Source organism: Collinsella aerofaciens (genome assembly GCF_028207065.1).
GTDB lineage: Bacteria > Actinomycetota > Coriobacteriia > Coriobacteriales > Coriobacteriaceae > Collinsella > Collinsella aerofaciens_AR.
On sequence record NZ_JAQLFP010000001.1, the window covers coordinates 202,723 to 223,147 of the forward strand.

18 protein-coding genes and 4 tRNA genes are annotated in these 20,425 nt (G+C 59.3%); 1 reads left to right on the top strand and 21 read right to left on the bottom strand.

Going from position 1 to position 20,425, the window contains the following annotated elements; all coding sequences use genetic code 11:
• Nucleotides 1-2: 2 nt before the first annotated feature.
• The 13 genes from plsY to PMX72_RS01005 form a co-directional block, all read right to left on the bottom strand.
• Nucleotides 3-686: a glycerol-3-phosphate 1-O-acyltransferase PlsY gene (gene plsY, locus PMX72_RS00945; RefSeq protein ID WP_271729294.1), complete on the bottom strand. Its 684-nt coding sequence runs from the start codon at nucleotides 684-686 to the stop codon at nucleotides 3-5.
• Nucleotides 679-2,013, bottom strand: coding sequence for a ribosome biogenesis GTPase Der (gene der / locus PMX72_RS00950; RefSeq protein ID WP_117776260.1), 1,335 nt, complete (start codon nucleotides 2,011-2,013; stop codon nucleotides 679-681). The genes plsY and der overlap by 8 nt, the downstream gene beginning before the upstream one ends.
• A 10-nt stretch (nucleotides 2,014-2,023) precedes the next feature.
• Nucleotides 2,024-3,466 carry a DUF512 domain-containing protein gene (locus PMX72_RS00955; RefSeq protein WP_271729295.1) on the bottom strand — a complete coding sequence of 481 codons (1,443 nt, stop codon included), beginning with the start codon at nucleotides 3,464-3,466 and terminating at the stop codon, nucleotides 2,024-2,026.
• 2 nt (nucleotides 3,467-3,468) lie between these two features.
• Nucleotides 3,469-4,368 carry a 4-hydroxy-3-methylbut-2-enyl diphosphate reductase gene (locus PMX72_RS00960; RefSeq protein WP_271729296.1) on the bottom strand — a complete coding sequence of 300 codons (900 nt, stop codon included), beginning with the start codon at nucleotides 4,366-4,368 and terminating at the stop codon, nucleotides 3,469-3,471.
• Nucleotides 4,369-4,370: 2 nt separating this feature from the next.
• Nucleotides 4,371-5,099, bottom strand: a complete 729-nt coding sequence (locus PMX72_RS00965) for a lysophospholipid acyltransferase family protein (RefSeq protein ID WP_271729297.1) — start codon at nucleotides 5,097-5,099, stop codon at nucleotides 4,371-4,373.
• Nucleotides 5,100-5,102: 3 nt separating this feature from the next.
• Nucleotides 5,103-5,789: a (d)CMP kinase gene (gene cmk, locus PMX72_RS00970; RefSeq protein WP_271729298.1), complete on the bottom strand. Its 687-nt coding sequence runs from the start codon at nucleotides 5,787-5,789 to the stop codon at nucleotides 5,103-5,105.
• A 65-nt stretch (nucleotides 5,790-5,854) separates the two neighbouring features.
• On the bottom strand, nucleotides 5,855-6,829 hold the full coding sequence (locus PMX72_RS00975) for a pseudouridine synthase (protein ID WP_271729299.1): 975 nt from the start codon (nucleotides 6,827-6,829) through the stop codon (nucleotides 5,855-5,857).
• Nucleotides 6,816-7,544 carry an SMC-Scp complex subunit ScpB gene (scpB, locus tag PMX72_RS00980; RefSeq protein ID WP_225093589.1) on the bottom strand — a complete coding sequence of 243 codons (729 nt, stop codon included), beginning with the start codon at nucleotides 7,542-7,544 and terminating at the stop codon, nucleotides 6,816-6,818. The genes PMX72_RS00975 and scpB overlap by 14 nt, the downstream gene beginning before the upstream one ends.
• An 11-nt stretch (nucleotides 7,545-7,555) precedes the next feature.
• Nucleotides 7,556-8,362 carry a segregation and condensation protein A gene (locus PMX72_RS00985; protein ID WP_271729300.1) on the bottom strand — a complete coding sequence of 269 codons (807 nt, stop codon included), beginning with the start codon at nucleotides 8,360-8,362 and terminating at the stop codon, nucleotides 7,556-7,558.
• 84 nt (nucleotides 8,363-8,446) lie between these two features.
• Nucleotides 8,447-9,130 (bottom strand): site-2 protease family protein, encoded by a 684-nt coding sequence (locus PMX72_RS00990; protein ID WP_271729301.1) that lies wholly within the window; start codon nucleotides 9,128-9,130, stop codon nucleotides 8,447-8,449.
• A 9-nt stretch (nucleotides 9,131-9,139) separates the two neighbouring features.
• The gene (locus PMX72_RS00995; RefSeq protein WP_271729302.1) at nucleotides 9,140-9,436 is read right to left on the bottom strand and encodes a hypothetical protein; all 297 of its coding nucleotides are present in this window, start codon (nucleotides 9,434-9,436) and stop codon (nucleotides 9,140-9,142) included.
• Nucleotides 9,423-11,459: an ABC-F family ATP-binding cassette domain-containing protein gene (locus PMX72_RS01000; RefSeq protein WP_271729303.1), complete on the bottom strand. Its 2,037-nt coding sequence runs from the start codon at nucleotides 11,457-11,459 to the stop codon at nucleotides 9,423-9,425. Before PMX72_RS01000 ends, PMX72_RS00995 begins: the two co-directional genes overlap by 14 nt.
• Before the next feature lie 75 nt (nucleotides 11,460-11,534).
• A tRNA-Ala gene (locus tag PMX72_RS01005) sits at nucleotides 11,535-11,607 on the bottom strand.
• A 619-nt stretch (nucleotides 11,608-12,226) separates the two neighbouring features.
• Here PMX72_RS01005 and PMX72_RS01010 point away from each other — a divergent pair.
• Nucleotides 12,227-12,302, top strand: a tRNA-Ile gene (locus PMX72_RS01010).
• 210 nt (nucleotides 12,303-12,512) lie between these two features.
• Here the strand turns inward: PMX72_RS01010 and PMX72_RS01015 are convergent.
• The 8 genes from PMX72_RS01015 to PMX72_RS01050 form a co-directional block, all read right to left on the bottom strand.
• Nucleotides 12,513-12,585 (bottom strand) — tRNA-Ala (locus PMX72_RS01015).
• Between the two features lie 465 nt (nucleotides 12,586-13,050).
• Nucleotides 13,051-14,205: a hypothetical protein gene (locus PMX72_RS01020; protein ID WP_117654749.1), complete on the bottom strand. Its 1,155-nt coding sequence runs from the start codon at nucleotides 14,203-14,205 to the stop codon at nucleotides 13,051-13,053.
• 369 nt (nucleotides 14,206-14,574) lie between these two features.
• Nucleotides 14,575-14,649, bottom strand: a tRNA-Val gene (locus PMX72_RS01025).
• Nucleotides 14,650-14,672: 23 nt separating this feature from the next.
• Nucleotides 14,673-14,924, bottom strand: coding sequence for a hypothetical protein (locus PMX72_RS01030; protein ID WP_158565252.1), 252 nt, complete (start codon nucleotides 14,922-14,924; stop codon nucleotides 14,673-14,675).
• A gap of 38 nt (nucleotides 14,925-14,962) precedes the next feature.
• Nucleotides 14,963-16,057 (bottom strand): hypothetical protein, encoded by a 1,095-nt coding sequence (locus tag PMX72_RS01035; RefSeq protein WP_271729304.1) that lies wholly within the window; start codon nucleotides 16,055-16,057, stop codon nucleotides 14,963-14,965.
• Between the two features lie 318 nt (nucleotides 16,058-16,375).
• Nucleotides 16,376-17,584, bottom strand: a complete 1,209-nt coding sequence (locus tag PMX72_RS01040; protein WP_158548965.1) for an AAA family ATPase — start codon at nucleotides 17,582-17,584, stop codon at nucleotides 16,376-16,378.
• Nucleotides 17,585-17,595: 11 nt separating this feature from the next.
• A complete protein-coding gene (locus tag PMX72_RS01045) occupies nucleotides 17,596-18,441 on the bottom strand; it encodes a hypothetical protein (protein ID WP_055287428.1) in 846 nt (281 codons plus the stop codon).
• Between the two features lie 275 nt (nucleotides 18,442-18,716).
• Entirely contained in the window at nucleotides 18,717-20,324 is a 1,608-nt protein-coding gene (locus tag PMX72_RS01050; protein WP_271729305.1) for a hypothetical protein, read from the bottom strand.
• Between the last annotated feature and the right edge of the window lie 101 nt (nucleotides 20,325-20,425).

The following is a 20,425-nucleotide window of genomic DNA, read 5'->3' on the forward strand; positions in this document are numbered from 1 at the left end:
TCCTACTTATCGTCGGGCTCGGTGACGCGCTTGGTAAACGAGAGCTTGGACTCCTTACCGGCCATGAGCTTTTGGATATTCGAGCGATGGGCCCACACCACGGTGATGCCGATCATCGCCATGCAGAACTTGAGGCCTAGGCTGCTGTACGGAAAGACCGCGCAGGCGGCGATGGGAAGACCGATGGCCGCGGCAAGCGAGCCCACCGACACAAACTTGGTGATGGCGACGGCCACGATAAACATGCCGAGCAGCGACAGGCCAATGGGCCAGTACCAGGCGAGGATGACGCCCAGACCAACCGCGATACCCTTGCCGCCATGGAAGTTGAGGTAGGGCGAGAAGATATGGCCCCACACCGCTGCCAGGCAAATGACACCGAGCATCCAGTCGCCGGGGGCTCCGGGCGCCATGATGTTCGGCGGAAATCCATAGCCCACGCTCGCGATGAACGGACGGGCGATAAGGACGCAGATGGCGCCCTTAAGGCAGTCGAGCAACAGCGTGAGCGCGGCCACCTTAGGGCCGGCCACGCGCAGGGCGTTGGTGGTGCCGATGTTGCCGGAGCCCGCCTTGCGAATGTCGGTGTGGTTGAACACGCGGCCCAAGATCAGACCAAACGGAATCGCCCCGATAAAGAACGAGACCACGGCGCAGATGGCGGTCAGCAGAATCGGATTATGCATCCTTTTGCTCCTTCTTCCTAAAGAAGAGTCGAATGGGCGTGCCGGCAAAGTCGAAGGTCGAGCGCATGCGGTTCTCTACGTAGCGCTGGTAGGTGTCGTTGACCAGGTCGCTATGGTTGACGAAGAACGTGAACGTCGGCGGGTTGACGCCCGTCTGGGTCACGTAGTGCATGCGCAGGCGGCGCTTGCCGTCCACCACGGTATGACCGAACTCGCGCAGGTCGGTGAGGAACGCGTTGAGGCGCGAGGTGCTAATCTTCTGCGAGCGCGTCTTTTCGGCGGCGTCTACCATCGCCCAGATCTTCTCGACGCTGCGGCCGGTGAGAGCAGAGATGCGCAGGTACTGGGCCCAGGGAGCCATGACGCCCAGACGGCGGTCGATGGTCTCCATGCAGGCCTCGCGCTTACGGTCGTCGTCGAGCAGATCCCACTTGTTGAGCAGCACAACGATGGCGCAGCCGCGCTCGATGGCAAGACCCATGACCTTCTGGTCCTGCTCGGTAACGCCCACGGAGGCGTCGACGACGAGCAGCGCCACGTCGGCGCGGTCGATGGCGCGCAGGCCGCGGACCATGGAGTAGTACTCGATGTTCTCGTACACGGTGCTCTTCTTGCGAATGCCCGCGGTGTCGACCATGCGGTAGTGCTTGCCGTTACGCTCGACGACAGTGTCGATGGCGTCGCGCGTCGTGCCGGCAATGTTGGACACGATAGAGCGGTCGGCGCCCAGGATGCGGTTGAACAGCGAGGACTTACCGGCGTTGGGGCGGCCGATGATGGCCACGTTCAGCGCATCGGGGAACTCATCGGCGACCTCGTCCTCCTCCTCGGGCAACAGGGCCACGATGTCGTCGAGCAGGTCGCCCGTGCCATGACCATGCAGGGCCGAGAGCGGCGTGGGCTCGCCGATGCCGAGCGAATAGAACTCCCAGATGCTGTCGTTCTCGCGATCGGGGTTGTCGAGCTTGTTCACCAGCAGAAAGACCGGCTTGTCGCAGCGCTTGAGCATGCGAGCGACCGACTCGTCCTCCTCGGTGACGCCGGTGCGGCCGTCGACCACAAACAGGATGACGGCGGCTTCCTCGGCGGCGGCGAGGGCCTGGTCGCGGATGGACGTGGCAAAGACGTCGTCGCTCTTGAGCGGCTCGATACCGCCCGTGTCGACGATGGTGAACTCGCGGCCGTTCCAATCGGCCGTGTGATACGAGCGGTCGCGAGTAACGCCGCGGGACTCGTGGACGATGGCGTCCGAGGTCTGGGCCAGGCGGTTAACGAGCGTGGACTTGCCCACGTTGGGGCGTCCGACGACGGCGACGATAGGTTTCATCTGCTCTCCTTTAATGGGTAGGGTCAGCGGAATTAGTAGAGTCGGCAGGCGCAATGCCAAGGATGTGCTCCAGGGTATCGAGCAACTCATGCGGCATGGTCGATACCACATGAACCTCGGCGCCGCGACTGGTAAGGCTTGCGAGTAAATCGTCACGATGATACTCGTCAAGCGTCATGCCGTCAGCGTTGAACATGAGCTTAGGCACAAAGAGCATAACCCCCGACAGGTCTTGCGGCAGCTGCTCCAGAATGTCACACGCGACGATGAGACCGGTCACGTCCACGTTGCCGCCAAAGTAGCGGTTCTTGATGGCCGTGACAGTGCCGGCGAGTCCCTTGGGCGACTCCACAAAGCGGGCCACCGTGTCGCGTGCGCTGGCGCCCGAGAGGCACAGCAGGTGCTGGCTGCGGGCGGCGATGGCCTCGCGGACGCGGGCCAGTCGCTCAGCATCGGTGGTCAACACGTCGTCGGTCTCGTCCAGATACGAGCGGATCATGCCGATGCCGTCGTAGTACTGCGGATAGCCGTCGTAAAAGTCTGCCTCGGGAGGATCGATGCCGGCGTCCAGATAGAACTCGTCGCTCATCTGGAAGGTGTGGCGGCCAAAGCGTTCGTAGGCACGATCCTGGTAGGGACGGATCATGGCAATGGTCTCGCGCGCCAGTTCGGGCTTGTCGCTGTATGACCAGCTAAAGCGGTTTTGGTGTTTGGTAAAACCGAGCGGCACAATGCCCAGGCTTGTGATTTGCTCATGCTCCTCGCAAAAGCGCAGGGTCTTTTCCAGCTCCTCGCCGTCGTTCATGCCGGGGCACAGTACGATCTGCGCGTGAATCTCGATGCCGGCGGCCATGATGGTCTCGAGTACGTCCATGCCTCGCTGGGCGTTACGGCCCATCATACGACGGCGGACGTCGGGGCTCACAGCGTGGACCGACACGTTCATGGGACTCATGTTGCGCTGGATGACGTTTTGCACGTCCTCGTCGGTGAGGTTCGTAAGCGTGACAAAGTTGCCTTGCAAAAAGCTTAGGCGATAGTCGTCGTCGCGGATATAGAGCGTGGAGCGGCCGCCCTTGGGGAGCATCGTCATAAAGCAGAACACGCAGGCGTTTACGCAGGTGCGCATGCCGTCGAAGATGGGACCATCGAATTCAAGGCCCCAGTCCTCTCCCGGGAAGCGGTCGAGCTCGACGGGGGTGACGCTGTTGTCGCGCGGGTCGAAAACCTCGAGGTCGACGGTATCATCGTCGGCTTCCCAGAGCCACACAATCATGTCGGTAAGCTGCTCACCGTTGACCGTGAGCACGCGCATGCCCCGCTCGATACCCACATCCCACGCGGGCGATTCGGGACGCACGTTCTTTACGAGCGCGCCCTCACCCGGCTCGGGGTCGCGGCTGCGCCCGTAATCGGCCACCTCGGCGGCGTATGCGGGTACGGTCTGGTCCATGGTTAGCGGCAAAGCTCCTTGATGCGCTCGACGGCGCGTTCGATGTGTTCTTGCGGGGTGGAGGCTCCGGCGGTGATGCCGATGTGGTGAGCTTCGGTAAACCACGCGGCCTGGAGCTCAGAAGCTTCCTCGATGTGATACGTGCGCTCGCAGGCGTCTGCGCAAATCTGCGCTAGGCGGCGGGTGTTGCCTGAGTTCTTGCCGCCCACCACGACCATGCAGTCGCAGCGGTTAGCAAGTGTGGCTGCTGCTCGTTGACGCTCACTCGTGGCAGCGCAGATGGTGTTGATCACACGTAGCTCCTGCACGCGCGGGGTGATAGCTGCCACGACCTCGGCGAGGTTCTGTGCGGTCTGAGTGGTCTGCACGACGAGGCCTACCTTGCCCTTGAGCGACAAGGCGGTGGCGTCGGCGGCACAGCTCACGACCTGCGCATCATTGCCGGCGTGGCCCAAGATGCCCTCAACCTCGGGATGGCCCGGCTCGCCTACGACTACCACGCGGTAGCCCTCGCGTACCAGGCGCTCGGCGGCCACATGGACCTTCTTCACGTAGGGACAGGTGGCGTCGACCACGGTAAGGCCGCGCTCGCGGGCAGCATCGATCACCTGCGGCACCACGCCGTGGGCGCGGATGATCACGGTACCGGTTGCGGCGCTATCCAGGTTCTCAGCCAGGCTAACGCCTGCCTCAGCGAGCTCGCGCACCACGATAGGGTTATGGATGAGCGGACCCAAGGTATGGACCTGAGTGCACTCCCCTGCCTGCGGCGCAGCGGCCAGCGCCATATCGAGCGCACGCTGTACGCCGTAGCAAGTGCCGGCGTGGGCGGCGATCTCGATGGTAGGCGCGGTTGCCTGGTCGGACGCAGTCGCGGCGGTGTTCGTCACGTTCTCGCTCATGGCTAGAACCTGCCCGGATGCTCGGCGCACAGCTCGTCTCGCATGGCGTAGACGCGGTTCATGGCCTCGGACTCAAACCAGGCCAGGCGCTCCGTACGCTTAAGCCCGGCCGGCGCGTCCGAAAGCGCGACGGCCTTGCCGGCACGAATCCAGCACTTCTTGGGACGCATGAGCTTTTTGCCCGCGGGCGTGATGTCGGACCAGCCGCAAATGGCGAGCGGGTTGACGGGCGCCTTGCCCATCTGAGCGATGAGCGCAAAACCGCCGTGGACCTCGGGCTTGATCTCGCGCGAGCGGATGCGCGTGCCCTCGGGGAAGATCAGGACATCCTCGCCGCGCTGCAGCGCATGCTGGGCGGCGCGCAGGCACTTCATATCGGCAGTGCCGCGCTCTACGGGAATGCCGCCTACACGGCTAAAGGCCCAACGCACGATCTTGGTCTTGGCGAACTCGGACTTAAAGATAGGGCGAATGCGGCGGCCGCCAAAGAACAGCGCCGTCTCCACGGCCAAGAGCTCAGCCATCGAGGTGTGGTTGCAGATGACCACGCTGCCGCGGCCTTCCTGGCGCTCAAACAGCAGGTCGGCGTCCTCGACCTTCCAACGCCACATGAGCTTGGAGAAGGCCCAAAGGATGGCCATGACTACGACGACGGTGCCGCGAATGAGCGCTGGGAACTCTGCGTAGGGGGCGTTGTAATAGTCCTCGGGCGTCTGCTTAAACAGGCGCATGGGCTACCTCCTTTGGTTGATGAGGTCCTCGATAATGCGGACGACCTCGTCGATGGTATGGGCGGTGGAGTCGACGTGCACGGCGTCCTCGGCGGGCACGAGCGGGGCGACCTCGCGGCTGCTGTCAAGCTTGTCGCGCTGCTTAAGGGCGTCGAGAGTCTCGTCGACCTCGGCCTCGAGCTGCTCGGCAGTAAGCGGTTGGGCGTCGTTTTGGTGACGCTGCAGCACGCGGCGGCGGGCGCGCTCGCGCGGGTCGGCGGTCAGGAAGACCTTGACCTGCGCGTTGGGGAACACGACGGTTCCGATGTCACGACCCTCGGCCACGATATCGCGGTCCTCGGCGGCGCGGCGCTGGTGAATGAGCATGGCGGCGCGCACGCCCGGGTAGGCCGAGACTTTGGACACGTTGGCGTCGACCTGCGGGGTACGAATGGCGGCCGAAGCGTCCTGGCCGTCAATGGTCAGGCGCGTGTCCTCGCCGGTGCCGTTGGTAAAGCGGATCTCGATTTGCTCGGCGAGGGTGTCAATGGCCGCCTCGTCGTCCAGGTCGATGCCGCGGTCGAGCGCGGCGAAGGTGACGGCGCGATACATGGCGCCCGTGTCGAGCTTGTTAAAGCCCAGCTGGCGGGCAATCTCCTTGGCGATGGTGGACTTGCCGGAACCGGCGGGGCCGTCGATGGCGACGATCATGCAATGCTTCCTTTCGGTGGTTGACGTGCTGGTATGGGACGCGGGCGCTGGGGCTTTGCGATTGCCTAGCTCGTGTAGCGCTCGCGGTAGGTGTTGCGCTTGGGCGCGGAGCCGTGGCTACCGTGGTGACGCGTGCGACTCGCGGTGTTGGTCGCGGGCGCGGCGGCGCGCTCGGAAGCGGCCTGCTTGGGCGGGATGCCGCCGGTCTTAAGAATCTGCACCTCGCGGTCGGTGAGCTCGCGCCACGAGCCCTTGGCCACATCCTTGAGCTCCAGGCCGGCAAAGTTGCAGCGGTGCAGGCGGATCACCGGGTGGTGAATCTTGCTCAGCATGCGCTTGACCTGGTTCTTGCGGCCTTCGCGGATGATGACCTCCACGGCGGTGGTGCCGGGCTTAACGCCTTGCGGAGCTACGGCCTCGGCCTCGCGCGCGTTAATGACGCGGCAGATCGCCGGCTGGCACAGGCCGTCATCGAGCTCGATGCCGCGGCGGAGTGGTTCTAAGTCGCGATCGGTCAGGTTGCCGTCCACGAGCGCCTGGTAGGTCTTGTAAACATGCTTGCTGGGGTGCAGCAGATCCTGCGACAGGTCGCCGTCGGTGGTAAAGAGCAAAAGCCCCGTGGTGTCGCGGTCCAGGCGGCCCACAGGGAACAGGCCCGGAAATCGGTCGCGCGGGACCAGGTCGGCCACGCAAGGGCGCTCCTGCGGATCGCTCATGGTGGTGAGGTAGCCGGTCGGCTTGTAGAGCATCAGGTACACGGAGCCCTGGTTGAGCTTGACGGGCATGCCGTCGACCTCGATATGGTCGTGGTCGACGTCGACCTTGGTGCCCAGTTCGGTCGCGATCTGGCCGTTGACGGTCACGCGGCCGGCGGTCATCAGGTCCTCCGATCCGCGGCGGCTCGCCACGCCCGCGCGCGCCAAAAAGCGCTGCAGGCGCATGGTGTGCGGATAGACGGGCTGGGCGTCGGATTCGTGCGTATCCGCGTTGGGCACCGCAGCGCCGGCGCGCGTCTCCCCTACTTCGTTAGTCCTCGTCATGTAAATCCTCCGAGGTCTCGTCGACGACCAGGTTTTCCAAGTCCTCGACTGCCTCAACATCTTCAACATCTGTATCGAGCAGTTCGCGCTCTTCATCCAGGTCATCGGCCTGCTCCTCGAGCGTGGACTGAATGCTGCGGCCGCTCAGGCGCTCGCGGATAAACTGACGCGACTGCTCGTCGGGGGCAAACTGCTCCAGGTCAGGCAGGTCGCGGGTGGAGCGCAGACCGAACTTTTCCAAGAAGGCGTTGGTCGTGCCATAGATGATGGCTTGACCGCGCTGGGGGTCGCGGCCGAGCTCGCGCACCAGGCCCTTGTCCACGAGCGACGCGATGACGCCGTCGGAGTTGACGCCGCGGATGCCCTTGACCACCTCGCGCGTGACGGGCTGGTGGTATGCGATGACGGCCAGAGTTTCGAGCGCCGCCTGCGACAGCTTTTGCGTGTCCCAGCTCAGCACGTAGGCCTCGACCACGTCGTGGTAGGCGGGATGCGTAAACAGGCGCCAGCCGCCGGCAACCTCGCGCAGCTGAAAGCCGCGGTTGGCCTCCTCGTATTCAACCTTGAGCTCGGCCAACAGCGACGCGCACTCGCCGGGGGCGATATCCAGCGCACCTGCCAGCGCGGGTGCGCTCACGGGGTCGCTCGACACCAGCAACAGCGCCTCGAGGGCGCCTTTGAGGCTGTTTGCCTCCAGCGTGGAAAGGGTTGACATGGTTGCCGCTCCTATTCGGTGAGCTCGGGGCCCTCGCCGGGTACGTATGCCTCGGCGCCCTCGACGCGGTTTATTTGAATGGTTCCAAAGATCTCGTCCTGGCTCAGGGTAAGCGAGCCACGTTTGGCGAGCTCGAGCATAGCCAGGAAGGTGACGACGAGCTGCTCGGTGGTGGCGTCGCCGTCCAGCAGCTCGCGGAAGGTGCAGGTTTGGTGCGCCATGGTAAAGCGGTCGACCGAGGCCACCGTCAGGTCGAGCGGCACGCGATGCGGCGCCACGTGCTCGGCCTCCAGCAGGAAGGTCTGGCGCTTGCCGTCCAGGTCGGCGCAGATGACGGCCAGGCCACGCAGCGTGATGCCGGCCAGGTAGTCGGGCATAAGGCCTAGGAACTCGGGGTCGGGGCCGGCCACGCGCGGATGCATGCGGCTCTCGGCCTGCATGCGCGCGCCAAGGGCTGCCGCCGCGCCCTTAAACTGCTTGTAGGCGATCAGGCGCTGGATCAGGACCTCGCGCAGGGCGTCGCCGTCGAGCGCGCTGAGTTCCTCGAGGTCTTCGTCGCCGCCATCCTCGTCGGTGTTGCGCGGGGCCTCCTGGGGTACCAGCGAGGCGGCCTTGATGTCCAAAAGGGTTGCCGCGACCAGCAAAAAATCGCTCGCCACGTCCAGGTCCAGTGCCTCAATGCGCTCGACCTCGGCCAGGTATTGCTCGGCCACCTCGCTGATCGAGATGGCGCCGATATCAACTTTTTGGCGGGTTACCAGCTGCAGCAGCAGGTCGAACGGTCCGCTGTAGACCTGCGTCGACACGCGATACGACATCTTCGACCTCCTTTGACGGCGCCTTCGCGGCGCGGTTTGGGTGCATGTTGCGACCGTTTTGCACGGTCGACCTGTAAGTTTACCTTAGATGCCGGCGATTGCGAAGTTGAGCAGCCACTCGGCCAGCGGATACACGGTAACGTCGAAATACCGTCCGATCACGTCGATGCCGGTCCACATGGGCAGCAGGTACAGCACCAGGATGAGGATGGGCATGGCGTATTGCTGCAGGCGATAGTAGTTGGCGAGCGTTTTGCCTTTGAGGAACGGCACGATAATCGACGAGCCGTCGAGCGGCGGGATCGGGATGAGGTTAAAGAACGCGAGCGACAGGTTGACCACGATAAAGGTGGCGCCGAAGTTCATGATTTGGGACGCCACGGCAAAGGACATGCTGGCGTAGAGGTTGCCGTATGCCGCGTGCATGAGGGCGGCCGCGAGACACGCGAGGGCGATGTTCGATGCGGGGCCGGCTGCGCTCACCAGGACCTCGTCGCGTTTGGGGTGCTTGAGGTTGTTGAGGTAGACGGGCACGGGTTTGGCAAAGGCGAACACCGGGCCGCCGGCGGCAAGCATGAGCAGCGGCAAGATGACGGTGCCAAATGGGTCGATGTGATTGAGCGGGTTGAGCGAGACGCGGCCGCGCGAACGGGCCGTCTTGTCGCCGAGCGCCCAGGCTGCGGCGGCGTGCGCGCTCTCGTGGATAACGATGCCCACGATGACGGCGACAGCGCTGGCGAGCAGGTTCATGAGGTAGCTGCTGGACATGGCGCTCCCCTAGCGGACGCGGCGCGAGGCGCGCGTGAGCAGGTAATCGCCCACAAACAGGATCACGGCGACGATGGCGTAATCCAGGCGGAACACACCGCCAAAGGGCGACGTGATGACGCCGTAGCCGGCGATGGCGTTCGGAAGGGCGCGCGAAAGCTCAACGACAAAGCCCACGATCTGCAGCTTGGCGGTGAGGCCGCTAAAGCACAGCAGCACGGTCATCGCGCTCATAAAGATGCCGCAGATACGACAGACGATGGCGATGATGCTCATCGCCACGGCAGCGGCCTTACGAGAGTTCACGCGCGGTCTCCTCTTCGATCTGGGTGGAAAGCTCCAGCCATTCGTCCTCGAGCTTGGGCAGCTCTTGCTTAAGGCCGTTATATTCCCCCAGCGCGGCGTTGAACTTGTCCTGATCGGCATAAAGCTCTTCACTTGCCATCAATTCCATAAGCTCGTCATAGCGGGCGCGCTTTTTGTCGAGCTCTGCCTCGATCTTCTTGAGCTGGTTGCGCACGCCCTTGAGCTTTTTGTTGAGCGCGGCGCGGGCCTGGGCCTCGGCGCGTTTTTGCTCTTTGGTCTTTTTGCCCTCGGCAGGCTTGGGGGCCGCGGCGGGGCTACTGGCCTGGACGGCGTTGGCGGCATTGTTGCTCTTGCTTGCCACCGGCGCGCTCTCCCCTGCCGCCTCAGCAGCGGCGCGGGCAGCGAGATCCTCGCGCTTGTAGAGGTAGTAGTCGTAGTCGCCGTCATAGACCGTGACCTTGCCGTCACGGATGTCGATCACGCGGTTGGCCACGGCGCGCACCAGGTGCTCGTCGTGGCTGATCAACACGATGGTGCCGGGGAAGTTTTGCAGGGCGTTCTCGAGCATGTCCACCGAGTCGATGTCCAGGTGGTTGGTGGGCTCGTCCAGGCATAGAAGCGCCTCGGGCGCCACGAGCATCTTGGCGAGCGCCAGGCGCGCTTTTTCGCCGCCGGAGAGGACGCGGACCTGCTTTTCGATTGCGTCATTGTCGCTAAACAGGAAGGCGCCCAGCAAGCTGCGCTGTTGCGGCACGGTCCACTTGGGCGTGACGGTGTCGATCTCTTGCAGGACGGTGTTCGATTCGGTCATGCCCTCGAGCGCGTGCTGGGCATAGTAGGCGACGCCCACGTTGGTGCCCAGGTCGCGGGTGCCGGAGGTAGGCGGCTCCAGGCCGGCGATGATCTTCATGAGCGTGGACTTGCCGGCGCCGTTGGGGCCGACGAGCGCCACGTGCTCGCCGCGGTAGAGCTTGAGGTCGATGTCGCTGTAGATGTGCTTGTCGCCGTAGGATTTGGAGACGCCCTCCAGGCCCACGACCATGTCGCCGGAGCGCGGCGGGTCGGGGAACTTAAAGTCGATGTGCTTGTGGCCCTCGGGCAGAATGACGAGCTCCTTTTTGATCTGCTCGATCTTGCGGATGCGCTCCTGCGCCTGGGCGGCCTTGGTGGGCTTGTAGCGGAACTTGTCGACGAAGACCTGCATGTGGGCGATGTCGCGTTCCTGGGCGGCGCGCTTGGCGCGCATCTGCTCCAGGTTGTCCTCGCGCTGCTTGAGATAGCTGCTGTAGTTGCCGGTGTAGGTGGTCACGCGGCGGTTTTCGAGCGCGGCGACGTGGTCGACGCAGGCGTCCATGAAGGCGCGGTCGTGACTGACGATGAGCACGGCGCCGTCGTAGTTGGCGATAAAGCCGCGCAGCCACTGGACGCTCTCGAGGTCCAGGTGGTTGGTGGGCTCGTCCAGCAGCAGCAGGTCGGGGTGGCGCAGGAAGAGCTTTGCAAGCGCGATGCGCATCTGCCAGCCGCCCGAGAACTCGGAGCACGGGCGCTCAAAGTCGGTGACCTTAAAGCCAAGGCCGGACAGGATCTTGCGGGCGTTGCTCTCGAGCTCGTAGCCGCCCAGGTGCTCAAAGCGGTCCTGGACCTGGCCGTACTCGTTGAGGAGCGCGTCGACGTCTTTGCCCTTCTCGGAGAGCTCGGTGATCTGGGCCTGCAGCTCGTTGGCGCGCTCGCCCATGCGGCGAATTTCCTTGGCGGCGGCCATGACCTCGGCGAGGATGGTGGTGTCCTTTTGCTCCAGGTTGGTTTCCTGCTCTAGATAGCCCACCTGGCAGTCCTTGGCGTACTGGACCTGGCCAGAGTCGGGACTGTCGATGCCCATGATGATCTTAAGCATGGTGGTTTTGCCGGCGCCGTTGGGGCCCACGAGCGCGAAGCGCTCGCCGGGGTTGATCTGGAAGGACGCGCCGCTAAAGAGGACGCGTGCGCCGAAGCTTTTTTCGATCTTGTCGACCAGGAGGATCATGGTGCCGCCTTTGACCTTGTGTGCCAATATGAAAAAAGGCCCCAACTTGCGTTGGAGCCTCATTCAATGCTCAGGTGGAGACGAGGGGGATCGAACCCCTGACCTCTTGACTGCCAGTCAAGCGCTCTCCCAGCTGAGCTACGCCCCCGTGCGAAGAAGTACTATACGGGAACTCGGACCACGATGCAAGGACATTTTTGGAAAAATTTTCGCGAGTGTCGGCGCGCACGGGACCGCGCCAGCCCGCGGGGCGCCTGGCCCCCGCACAGCCCGTACGCCGGCCGACTTGGCGCGTGGAACACGACGCGCCCCGTTCAACAGGGTTTTCCGTGCGCCGCCAGTCCCATTATCGGGTCCGATTGCGAAGCGCCCCTCCCCAGCGCCTCAGAACCATGCCGGTTTACTACGATAAATCAGGAATGTCCAACCACGCACGCCTTTTCGTGCAACCGGCGGGCTACCTACCTGCGGTTTTGCAAACGGAGAACACACGGTGCTCGGGGGTCGCCGATTCGTCGTAGTAAACCGGCATGGTTTTGAAATGGCATCAGGTTGATTTCACGCTGAAATGTCTTGAAGCCCTGAATTTAAGGCCTTAACTTTTTATAAAACACTTCTTATCTGCGACGGGCCTAGATTAGCTGTTGTTTAGCATCGAACTTGATCTTGCGTTGTGCGACTTGCTCGTGCATGGTAGTATTTCACGACGTGAAGCGAAGAAATTAGGCCTGAGTTGCCTTTGCTAGAATTGCATTCACCGTTCATAAGGGCTCTTGGCGCAACGGTCAGCGCAGGGGACTCATAATCCCTGGGTTCTGGGTTCGAATCCCGGAGGGCCCACCAGAGTATTTCGAGGCTGGGCATTACGCCCGGTCTCTTTGTTATTGGCGCTGCAGACTAGGTTTGCTATCCAGAAACGTAAAGTTATTAACATTCATATTCGTAATTAACAATGGGTATGTCGCCAAGATGCTGCCCAGTCAACACATGGCGTAAATCGATAGATATGAAAAAAGGCCCCAACTTGCGTTGGAGCCTCATTCAATGCTCGGGTGGAGACGAGGGGGATCGAACCCCTGACCTCTTGACTGCCAGTCAAGCGCTCTCCCAGCTGAGCTACGCCCCCGTGCGAGAAAGTACTATACGGGAACTCCCCCGCCGATGCAAGGACAATTTTGGAAAAGATTTTACGGTGCGTGGAACGGCGCGGGGCCGAAGGGACACACGATGCCCGAAATAGCCCGCGGGGCGCGCCCCAGGTGCCGCCGGCCAGAACAAAGCAATCCGCGGTGCTTCCGCGGGAGGGTTTCGTCTGAGCCCCTCTCCGCGCCTTCGGGTCAATTTACTGAACCGTGCGCAGCTCGCGCCAGCTGGTCGCTTCATAAACGGACCGGTTTACTACGACGATTCCCGGATTTCCGACCACACGCCTACATTCGCAAAACGGGCAGGCATTCTACCTGCGGTTTTACGAGCGACGAATTCGGTGCGCTCAGCTACCCCCAATCCAACGTAGTAAACCGGCGTGGTTTTAAAATGGCACTTAATTACTGCAGCATATAAAGTAGTAATAATGCTCACTTGAACATTATTACTTACCAATACCAAGCCAATTGCACAGAACGTTGGCTCGCAATCTGGTCTCAGCGCATCTCATCGCCTCGGTTTTTGGTTTGTAGCGCAACTCCAATCGCTCACACACACTGTGAATGATGGCATCAAGCTGATCGTGATCATTGAGCATGTCATGGGTTACAAGAAATACGTCGTATCCCATGCTTTGTAATGCTGTCATTCGTGCGGCATCGTGGTCCAGCACGGCGCCTGAACCATGGATAACCTCTCCCTGAAGTTCGATAATCACAGCTTTCATTATTATTGGGTTTACGATGACGATATCGCCGTAACAGATTTTCTGACCTGCGATTTTTCGAGCTGAATTCGACAGCGGTGTTAAGTCGTTGACGTATATGTTTTTAAACTCCGCTCCGCCAGTACGCCTCGGAAGACTTAGCAACATGATTCCAGCAACTTCTAGCGGGGATGCCGCAATACCCATTACCTGCCGTGCGGCTTCGTAGAATTGTTTTCCCCACATCTCGCCCTTAACCTTCGCTGCAAATTTGTGCAGTTCTTCTATTTCAATAAGAGGCTTTCTCATCCAGAGCGATGTGCCTTTTCCGTTTGCTTTATTTCCGGATCCGTCATTCTGCTGCCCACTTTGATCATTCTCGCTGTCCTTCTGGCTCGCCCGAGCATAGACTCGCTTCCATGGGGCCTCGTCTTGGGTTTCATCTAGTTCAAAAAGACTTTCTGTGGTGTACTGCTCTTCTTCTGATTTTGCTTGCTCAAGTGCCATGTCGACCGCGGGCGATGGTTTAAAAACCGAAAACCATCCGCAGAGCTCGTACATGGCCAGAACCAGGTCGCATGAAGAAACGCTTCGAGTCATGGTGAATAGCGTATGAAGAGGGTCTGTGACGCTAAAGCCCATGCCCGTGTCGATCGAGACCTTCTCTGTATAGGCGCTGTTCCATCGGATGGTCCGTCTTGTCTCGGAATGTAGGTTGCTTCGAGTTGATGCTGCTGTGATGACTGGGGTCTTGAGGACGTCGGTTACGAAAGGGGCTTGGGATAGAGCTCGCCAGCCTTCTTCGGAGTTGGGTAGGCGCGGGTAGAGGTCGCGCACCTGCGGTGGGCAGCGCCAATAGCGGAATGCGGTGTTTGCGCAGACGATTTCGTCCATTTGCGCCTCCCCTGGTATCGGCCGTAGACCGTGCGGTTGTGGTCGTGGACGATTATCTACCGGGGCATCATGCGGGTAAGTACCGGAAGCTGACCAAACGCTGACCAAAAGCTTGACGCAATCCGTTGAAAAGCCGCCATAGGCATGAACGCGCTGGTACAAGCTGTGAGCCAGCGGTCTCTGTCTCCACAATTGCACATAGATTACGCAGGGAATTCAATGAATGAACGCAGACGCATTTTGCAAAACGCGCAATGACGACACCTAAGGTGAACTGCGTAACATATAACGCCTTAGGTAACTTCGCTTCAATTTTGGTGTCAAAAAGAAAAAGGTCAGAGGCTTAACACCTCTGACCTGTGCTTTAGATGGTGGGCGATACAAGATTCGAACTTGTGACCCCATCCGTGTGAAGGATATGCTCTACCCCTGAGCCAATCGCCCGTCGCCTTTCGGCAAAAGAGATACTAACATAGCCGCGCGAGGTTTTCCAAGAACTTTTTGCCCCCGATTTTAAATTCGTGCGCGTCAGCCGCGCCATGGCAAACGCCGTAACCACTAAAATCGCAGCTCAACACTGCTTTACAGCTTGAACCACGACGTCTCGGGGTGGCAGCTTCGTCGATCAAGGCGATGCTGTCCAGATCATCGGGTAAAGTACGGGGTGCTTTCGGCACGATAGGGTCGGTTGCGTCTGCTGTACAGTTGTCAAAAGTCATACCTTGTGGATGTCCCTTTCTTCCAAATGGCAGCTATCTCAACAACGACATGCGGCAGCTAGAAGCATTGTACCAAGTAGGAAAAGCGTCACGGAAGCGGCGATCCAGTTGTTGTCGGCGGTCTTGGGGAGTGCCGCACTTGTCGCAGTGGCAGCCTTGGGCTTGGAGGCTTTGGCGACCGTGGTCTTGGTTACTGTCGTTGTTGTCTTGGTTGTCGCGGCCGCTGGTTTCAGCGCCGGATTTGTCGTGGGCCCTGTGGTGGGCTCTCCGGCAGCGGGGTTAGCATCGGCGGAAGGCTCGCCCGCCCCGCATCCAGGCACATCGCTCCCGTCGGTCTCCCCCGCCGGAGGCGTGGCGACATCGGGCTCAACCACCACATGCGGTGCCACTACCCCTGCAGCATCCATCACGCCACTAGCACCAAAAGCCCCGCCAGCAGGCGTCACAAACCGTGCGGACACAAGCGACCCGCCCGTACACGCAGCGCCGCCGTCGGCACCGGCCGCATCAAGCCACGAGGCGTCAACGGAAAGCCGACAGCCGGCCGCACCATCGCCAAGGCCCGCATCTTGCAGATACACACCGTAGGCGCGCACGCCCGCTCCGGACCCGGCGCCCGCGGCAACGATGCGCCCGCCGCCGCGCACGGCCATGTCGCCAGCGATCACGCCGGCGACCGCCTCGTCCGTAATATTGGCCACGTCTGCCCGGGCATCGACGGTGCATCCGTCCACCACGAGCGCCTGCGAAACGTGGATCCCGCACTGCGAGCCCGTCGCCGTCAGGGTCCCGGTGCCGCGAAGCGTCAGGCTGCCCCACACCTCCATGCCGCACAGCGTGATGTCCGCATCGGGCGCATGCGACTCCGTCACGGAGTTCTGCCCGGCAAGCGTCAGCACCAGGTCGCCGTCGGCGCCGATGGCCTCGCCCGCGTAGCCGTTGAGCTCCAGATGGTCGGCATCGGTCCAGGCCCAGCCGGGGCCCGACACGCCCGGCTCGTAGTATGTCGCGCCCGCGATGATGAGGCTCTCCGCGCCCGCAGCATAAGAAGGCCCGCCCAGCAAAACGCATAGGCAGGCCATGGCAACAATCGCAATGTAATGACGGCTGGTGTAGGACTCGGCAGCAAACATACCCGCTCCGATCTTCGCGGGAGCCAATAGAATATGCACCAGAAAATGCCCTGGTGGCAGCACTTATTAGTTTAGCGAGATCGATGCAGGAGCAAGGAGAAATCGCGTGGGCAACTCCCACAATTAGGTGTAAATCGTTTTGCCAGTCGGTGAAAGGAAGAATCGGCTTACAACCTCCGTTTCGATTCTTCAAAAGCGCAGGTAGCATCCTTCAAATTGACAGCATGATACTCCGAAGTGAATCTGAACTTGCGTCAAGACATCTCAAGCAATCTGAATTTCGTAATGTAGATGCGATGCAATAAGAACATATATTCGTTATGTTTGGGTGTTGATGATGGAGGGCTGCGTCGCGATTGAACTGCTCTTTCGGGCCTTCTCTACGAATTCGCTGATCCAAGATCTTGTTGTGTTCTTGAGGATCCGGATGTTTTCGGTCGCTTCAATGTCGATTTCCATCATTGCCCTGTCGGCGATGTCGTCCGGCAATGTCGGCAAGCCACTGGGAGCAGTCTCCCTGTACTTCTTGGCAAACATGGATACGTATCTTTCGACAAAGAACTTTTTGTCGCTTACGCTTAGCTTGGAGAAGTGGCTCATCAAATTGAAGCGGGAGAGGAGTTCTGCCGGGAAAGTTTCATTGATCTTCCCGAGGGGGCAGTTTGTCGTGAATACGATGATGAACCCGCGGAGATCGTGCTCCATCCCTTGGGAGTCCGTGAACGATCCTGTCTCGAGGAGATCGAGGAAGAAGTTCCAGACGGCGGGTTCAGCTTTCTCGAACTCATCCACCAGGAGAATTCCGGCATCGGACGAGTCGATCTTCTTTCCCAGCTCGCCTTCTTCGCTTCCCATGTATCCTCTCGGGCTGCCAATCAGGGAGTTTAGAGAGTCCTTGCTGCTGTAGTTCCCAAGATTGACTTTAGGGAGGGGCTGGCATGGCGCGATTGCCTCGCAGAGAATCTTGGCGACTTCTGTTTTCCCGACACCCGAAGGGCCAAGAAGGAGCAACGAGAATACCGGCTGCTCGTCGAGCGCGTTGAAGAGCCTGAAGCTGCGCGATCGGGATTCGAAGGAGCGTTTGAATTCGATCTGGCCTATGAGCTCGCTTTCGAGGGTGGTGAGGACCTGTTTGAATTCGAGTTCGTCGAGGGATACGAGTGTTCTCTTTACTCTTTTGTCCTTCTGGGCGTCCTTATCGATCTCGATGTCGCATTCTATAATGTCGTCGAACATGGTTCTCAATTGGTATGCTCCTTCGTTCACGGTTTTATCGTCTCCGATGAAGAGGGTGCCAAAGGGTAGCTGGTGGACGAGGAGCTCGAATTTCGATGCCAGCTGAAGATCGCCCGAGAGTAACCCCACAAGTGATGAAACGTCCACGACGAGCTTTTTCTCGGAGAGGAGCTCGGAGATTTGGTCGCTTCCGTGTAGTTCGAGAAGCGACATCAACTTGAAGCCGCCGTCTCCGAGCTGGTCGATCAGGGCTTTATACTGGGATTTGTTGTATGTGACGAGTTTGCGCATGGCGTTGCCTATCAAGCCTCGAAGGACACTGCCTGAATGACAGCAAGGATGTCTATGTAATAGCCCTGTTCTACCCGATTGCCGCCGCCGGTCATGGCGGTGGGTGACGGGTTCTTTCCGCATATAACAATGTCGTTCTGCGGCGTGCGTTTCGGGTCGTCTGGCTGTTGGAAGTAATCGAGGGGGCTCTTCATCTGGGCCGGGGTGATTTTCCCTTTGCATATCCCGACGATGCCGACCTTTCCGATGAGCAGGTCGTCGATTGTGTACCCGCTTTCGAACATTTCTTCTCCATCGAGGGGAATCTTCGCGTACAGCGGCGTTCTTCTTCTTGCGCGGTTTCCTCTGAGCTTGAAGGCTGCGCCGTCTCCTATGAAGGATTGCATCATGTGGCCGATGTCGAGGTCTCCGGCATCGGAGACGGTGATTCCGTCGAAGGTCCCGCTCATGATTGCCATGATGCCTCGAATCTCCTCCTCATTGATGAGCTCCAGCGAGACATCGCCGATGTATGCGAGGTCGCCTTCTGCAAGCGTTGTTCCGCTTTCGGGGGCTTTGCAATGCTCCATTATGTCGGCGAGCATCCGGCTATTTGTGTTCACGTATTCGAGGGTGTCCACGATCTTCTCTTGTTTTTCGTGCCTGACGCTTCCTTCGAGTTTTGCCCTGAGTTTCGTCAGAAAGGGAGGGTTGAGCTCCGCTTCGGCGTTCAATGATGCTCTCTTTGTCGTCCCGTTCTGGTTTTCCTTGGAGCTTGTAGTCTTGAGTTTGTTGTCCAGGAGCATCCTCGTCTCGAACACCTTCTGCTGATTCATGTAGTAGACGGTGAAGAGGCCTGGTATTTTATTTTCTGGCATAGTTCCTCCGCTCCTTTCCTTTAGCGTGGGGCTGTCGTTGTTTCCGCCCCTCGTTATCCGCGTACCATCCGTTTCACACCATACGTATCATTGCCACTCCGAAAAAGCAATCGGACCCACCATGCAGCCGAGACGGACAGAAGACCGTGAGCACGGCGAAGAAGACGTGACTGGCGCATCCTTCAATCTATGCAACAAATGAAATCAAGCCGGCACCGCGCAAGCGCAAAACAAGACCGCTGGCACTGAAGCGCACGGCAAGTGGAGCATCGGTGCTACTTCTGTACGGGATACCCAAATCGGCTCTCAAGCTCCTCCAGATTTCTCAAGAACAAACGCCTTCTCATTGATCCAGTTTTCGTTTCAACGTTCGTTTCTTCCAGTGCAGTCTTTATCTCAAGTATCCATTCAACTAAATCCGCCGATGGCACCCCACCCGGAATCCAAACGTTATGAAGATGCACAAAGAACTTGCGAAGCGCCTCTTGATTCGCCGCATCTTCTCTACAAAATGACTCGACAATGACTCTCGGACTAGCATTAACCAACACTTTGACATCGCGTTCTGCAGCATCGTTGAGAAGTCGAGCAATCTCCCTGCCCGTCAGTCCCTCCGCTCCCTCAGATATCATCAACTGACTCGACATCTTTTTATTCAGCTCTGTCCGAGCATAACGCTCAAGTTCTTCGGCGAGCGCCCGTCTTTTCCGCCTTTCGTCTGCACTAAATACTGGTCCAGAGAGGAGCTCAGAAGCTTTGTCTAGATCGGCATCGATCACTTTCTTGCAATATTTGATAAAGTCATTTTGCGAAAATGGACATTCCCATTTGAGGTCAGATAGCAGGTAATAAACCTCGAGCACGTCGTGCAAACAATCGACTGAATAATGTGCTCTAGTAACTAAATCATAGTAACGCTGCGCGAGGCCATCTACATTATCGTCATCAAGATCGTAAGCGCACCGCATACTTTTAGCGATCTCCCTAACTTCGAGGGTATCGCGGTTGCTCGGGTACCGTTTCCAAATGTATGTTTTAAACCCTTGTTCGAGATCTTCAATATCTACATCGCCTGAAGGGTCGAATGCCTTACCTATCACGGAGAAATCAGAGTATTGCTCGTAAAGAGACACTCTGCGATCGTATTCCAGCGCCTCCGGACTGAGCCATTCCTCTGGCTTTCCGTTTTGTGGCATGGAAGGTGCGTTCCCCATGGAGGTCAACAAAGCAAAATGGACTGCGTCCCGTAGAGCGTAAAACCGGTTTTGAAGTGCAATTCCTGTATTTTGAAGCACCTCAAGGCTGCAAATTCTTCTGATTAGCTCATGAGCACGAATCATTGCCCGAGCATTTACGCATCCGCTGGCCTCTACCCCCGCAAGTATGGCGCTATGCATATCAAGGTCTTCCGATGGGCGACAATCTCCCATGAGAATTTCTTTGGTCAATGCAGACGGGCACGGCTTGAAAGGATAGACTTTCCAAATTAGCTTTTCGCGTACGTCTCTATCGAACTCTCGCATCGATTGCACATCACTTCCTTCCCAGGCATTTGAAACCAGCATGACCTTCAATCCAAGTCTTTCGACAAGATCGTTCATCGTTCCGAATAGCGCCAAATCGTCGCTATGTTTAGAACGCCTCTCCACATCATCGAATACAAGAAAGTGCTTCTTTTTGAGCATTAGGCAGGCAACGGATTGTATCCCGACGGCGAGATTCACCGATAATCCCGTTCTTTTAATTAAAGCCCTCGAAATACCGTTGAGGGCGCCCCCTATAGTTTTGGCAGCAGCTTGCGCCTTCATACCTTTATCGCTAAGGTGTACAAGCGCCATCACAATACGTTCGTATAGATCATCAGCAGTGGCAATTCCGAACATGGAAACGCGGACAAGGTTGTATTCGCCCTTTTCGAGATACTCGTTGAGTTTCCCTTCGATGAATCGGGTCTTTCCCGATCCTCAATCTCCCTCAAGTGCAA

Excerpts from the sequence above, each read along its gene's own strand:
- plsY (WP_271729294.1), bottom strand. The coding sequence starts at position 686 with ATGCATAATCCGATTCTGCTGACCGCCATCTGCGCCGTGGTCTCGTTC.
- der (WP_117776260.1), bottom strand. The coding sequence starts at position 2,013 with ATGAAACCTATCGTCGCCGTCGTCGGACGCCCCAACGTGGGCAAGTCC.
- PMX72_RS00955 (WP_271729295.1), bottom strand. The coding sequence starts at position 3,466 with ATGGACCAGACCGTACCCGCATACGCCGCCGAGGTGGCCGATTACGGG.
- PMX72_RS00960 (WP_271729296.1), bottom strand. The coding sequence starts at position 4,368 with ATGAGCGAGAACGTGACGAACACCGCCGCGACTGCGTCCGACCAGGCA.
- PMX72_RS00965 (WP_271729297.1), bottom strand. The coding sequence starts at position 5,099 with ATGCGCCTGTTTAAGCAGACGCCCGAGGACTATTACAACGCCCCCTAC.
- cmk (WP_271729298.1), bottom strand. The coding sequence starts at position 5,789 with ATGATCGTCGCCATCGACGGCCCCGCCGGTTCCGGCAAGTCCACCATC.
- PMX72_RS00975 (WP_271729299.1), bottom strand. The coding sequence starts at position 6,829 with ATGACGAGGACTAACGAAGTAGGGGAGACGCGCGCCGGCGCTGCGGTG.
- scpB (WP_225093589.1), bottom strand. The coding sequence starts at position 7,544 with ATGTCAACCCTTTCCACGCTGGAGGCAAACAGCCTCAAAGGCGCCCTC.
- PMX72_RS00985 (WP_271729300.1), bottom strand. The coding sequence starts at position 8,362 with ATGTCGTATCGCGTGTCGACGCAGGTCTACAGCGGACCGTTCGACCTG.
- PMX72_RS00990 (WP_271729301.1), bottom strand. The coding sequence starts at position 9,130 with ATGTCCAGCAGCTACCTCATGAACCTGCTCGCCAGCGCTGTCGCCGTC.
- PMX72_RS01000 (WP_271729303.1), bottom strand. The coding sequence starts at position 11,459 with ATGATCCTCCTGGTCGACAAGATCGAAAAAAGCTTCGGCGCACGCGTC.
- PMX72_RS01020 (WP_117654749.1), bottom strand. The coding sequence starts at position 14,205 with ATGGACGAAATCGTCTGCGCAAACACCGCATTCCGCTATTGGCGCTGC.
- PMX72_RS01030 (WP_158565252.1), bottom strand. The coding sequence starts at position 14,924 with ATGACTTTTGACAACTGTACAGCAGACGCAACCGACCCTATCGTGCCG.
- PMX72_RS01035 (WP_271729304.1), bottom strand. The coding sequence starts at position 16,057 with ATGTTTGCTGCCGAGTCCTACACCAGCCGTCATTACATTGCGATTGTT.
- PMX72_RS01040 (WP_158548965.1), bottom strand. The coding sequence starts at position 17,584 with ATGCGCAAACTCGTCACATACAACAAATCCCAGTATAAAGCCCTGATC.
- PMX72_RS01045 (WP_055287428.1), bottom strand. The coding sequence starts at position 18,441 with ATGCCAGAAAATAAAATACCAGGCCTCTTCACCGTCTACTACATGAAT.
- PMX72_RS01050 (WP_271729305.1), bottom strand. The coding sequence starts at position 20,324 with ATGTTCGGAATTGCCACTGCTGATGATCTATACGAACGTATTGTGATG.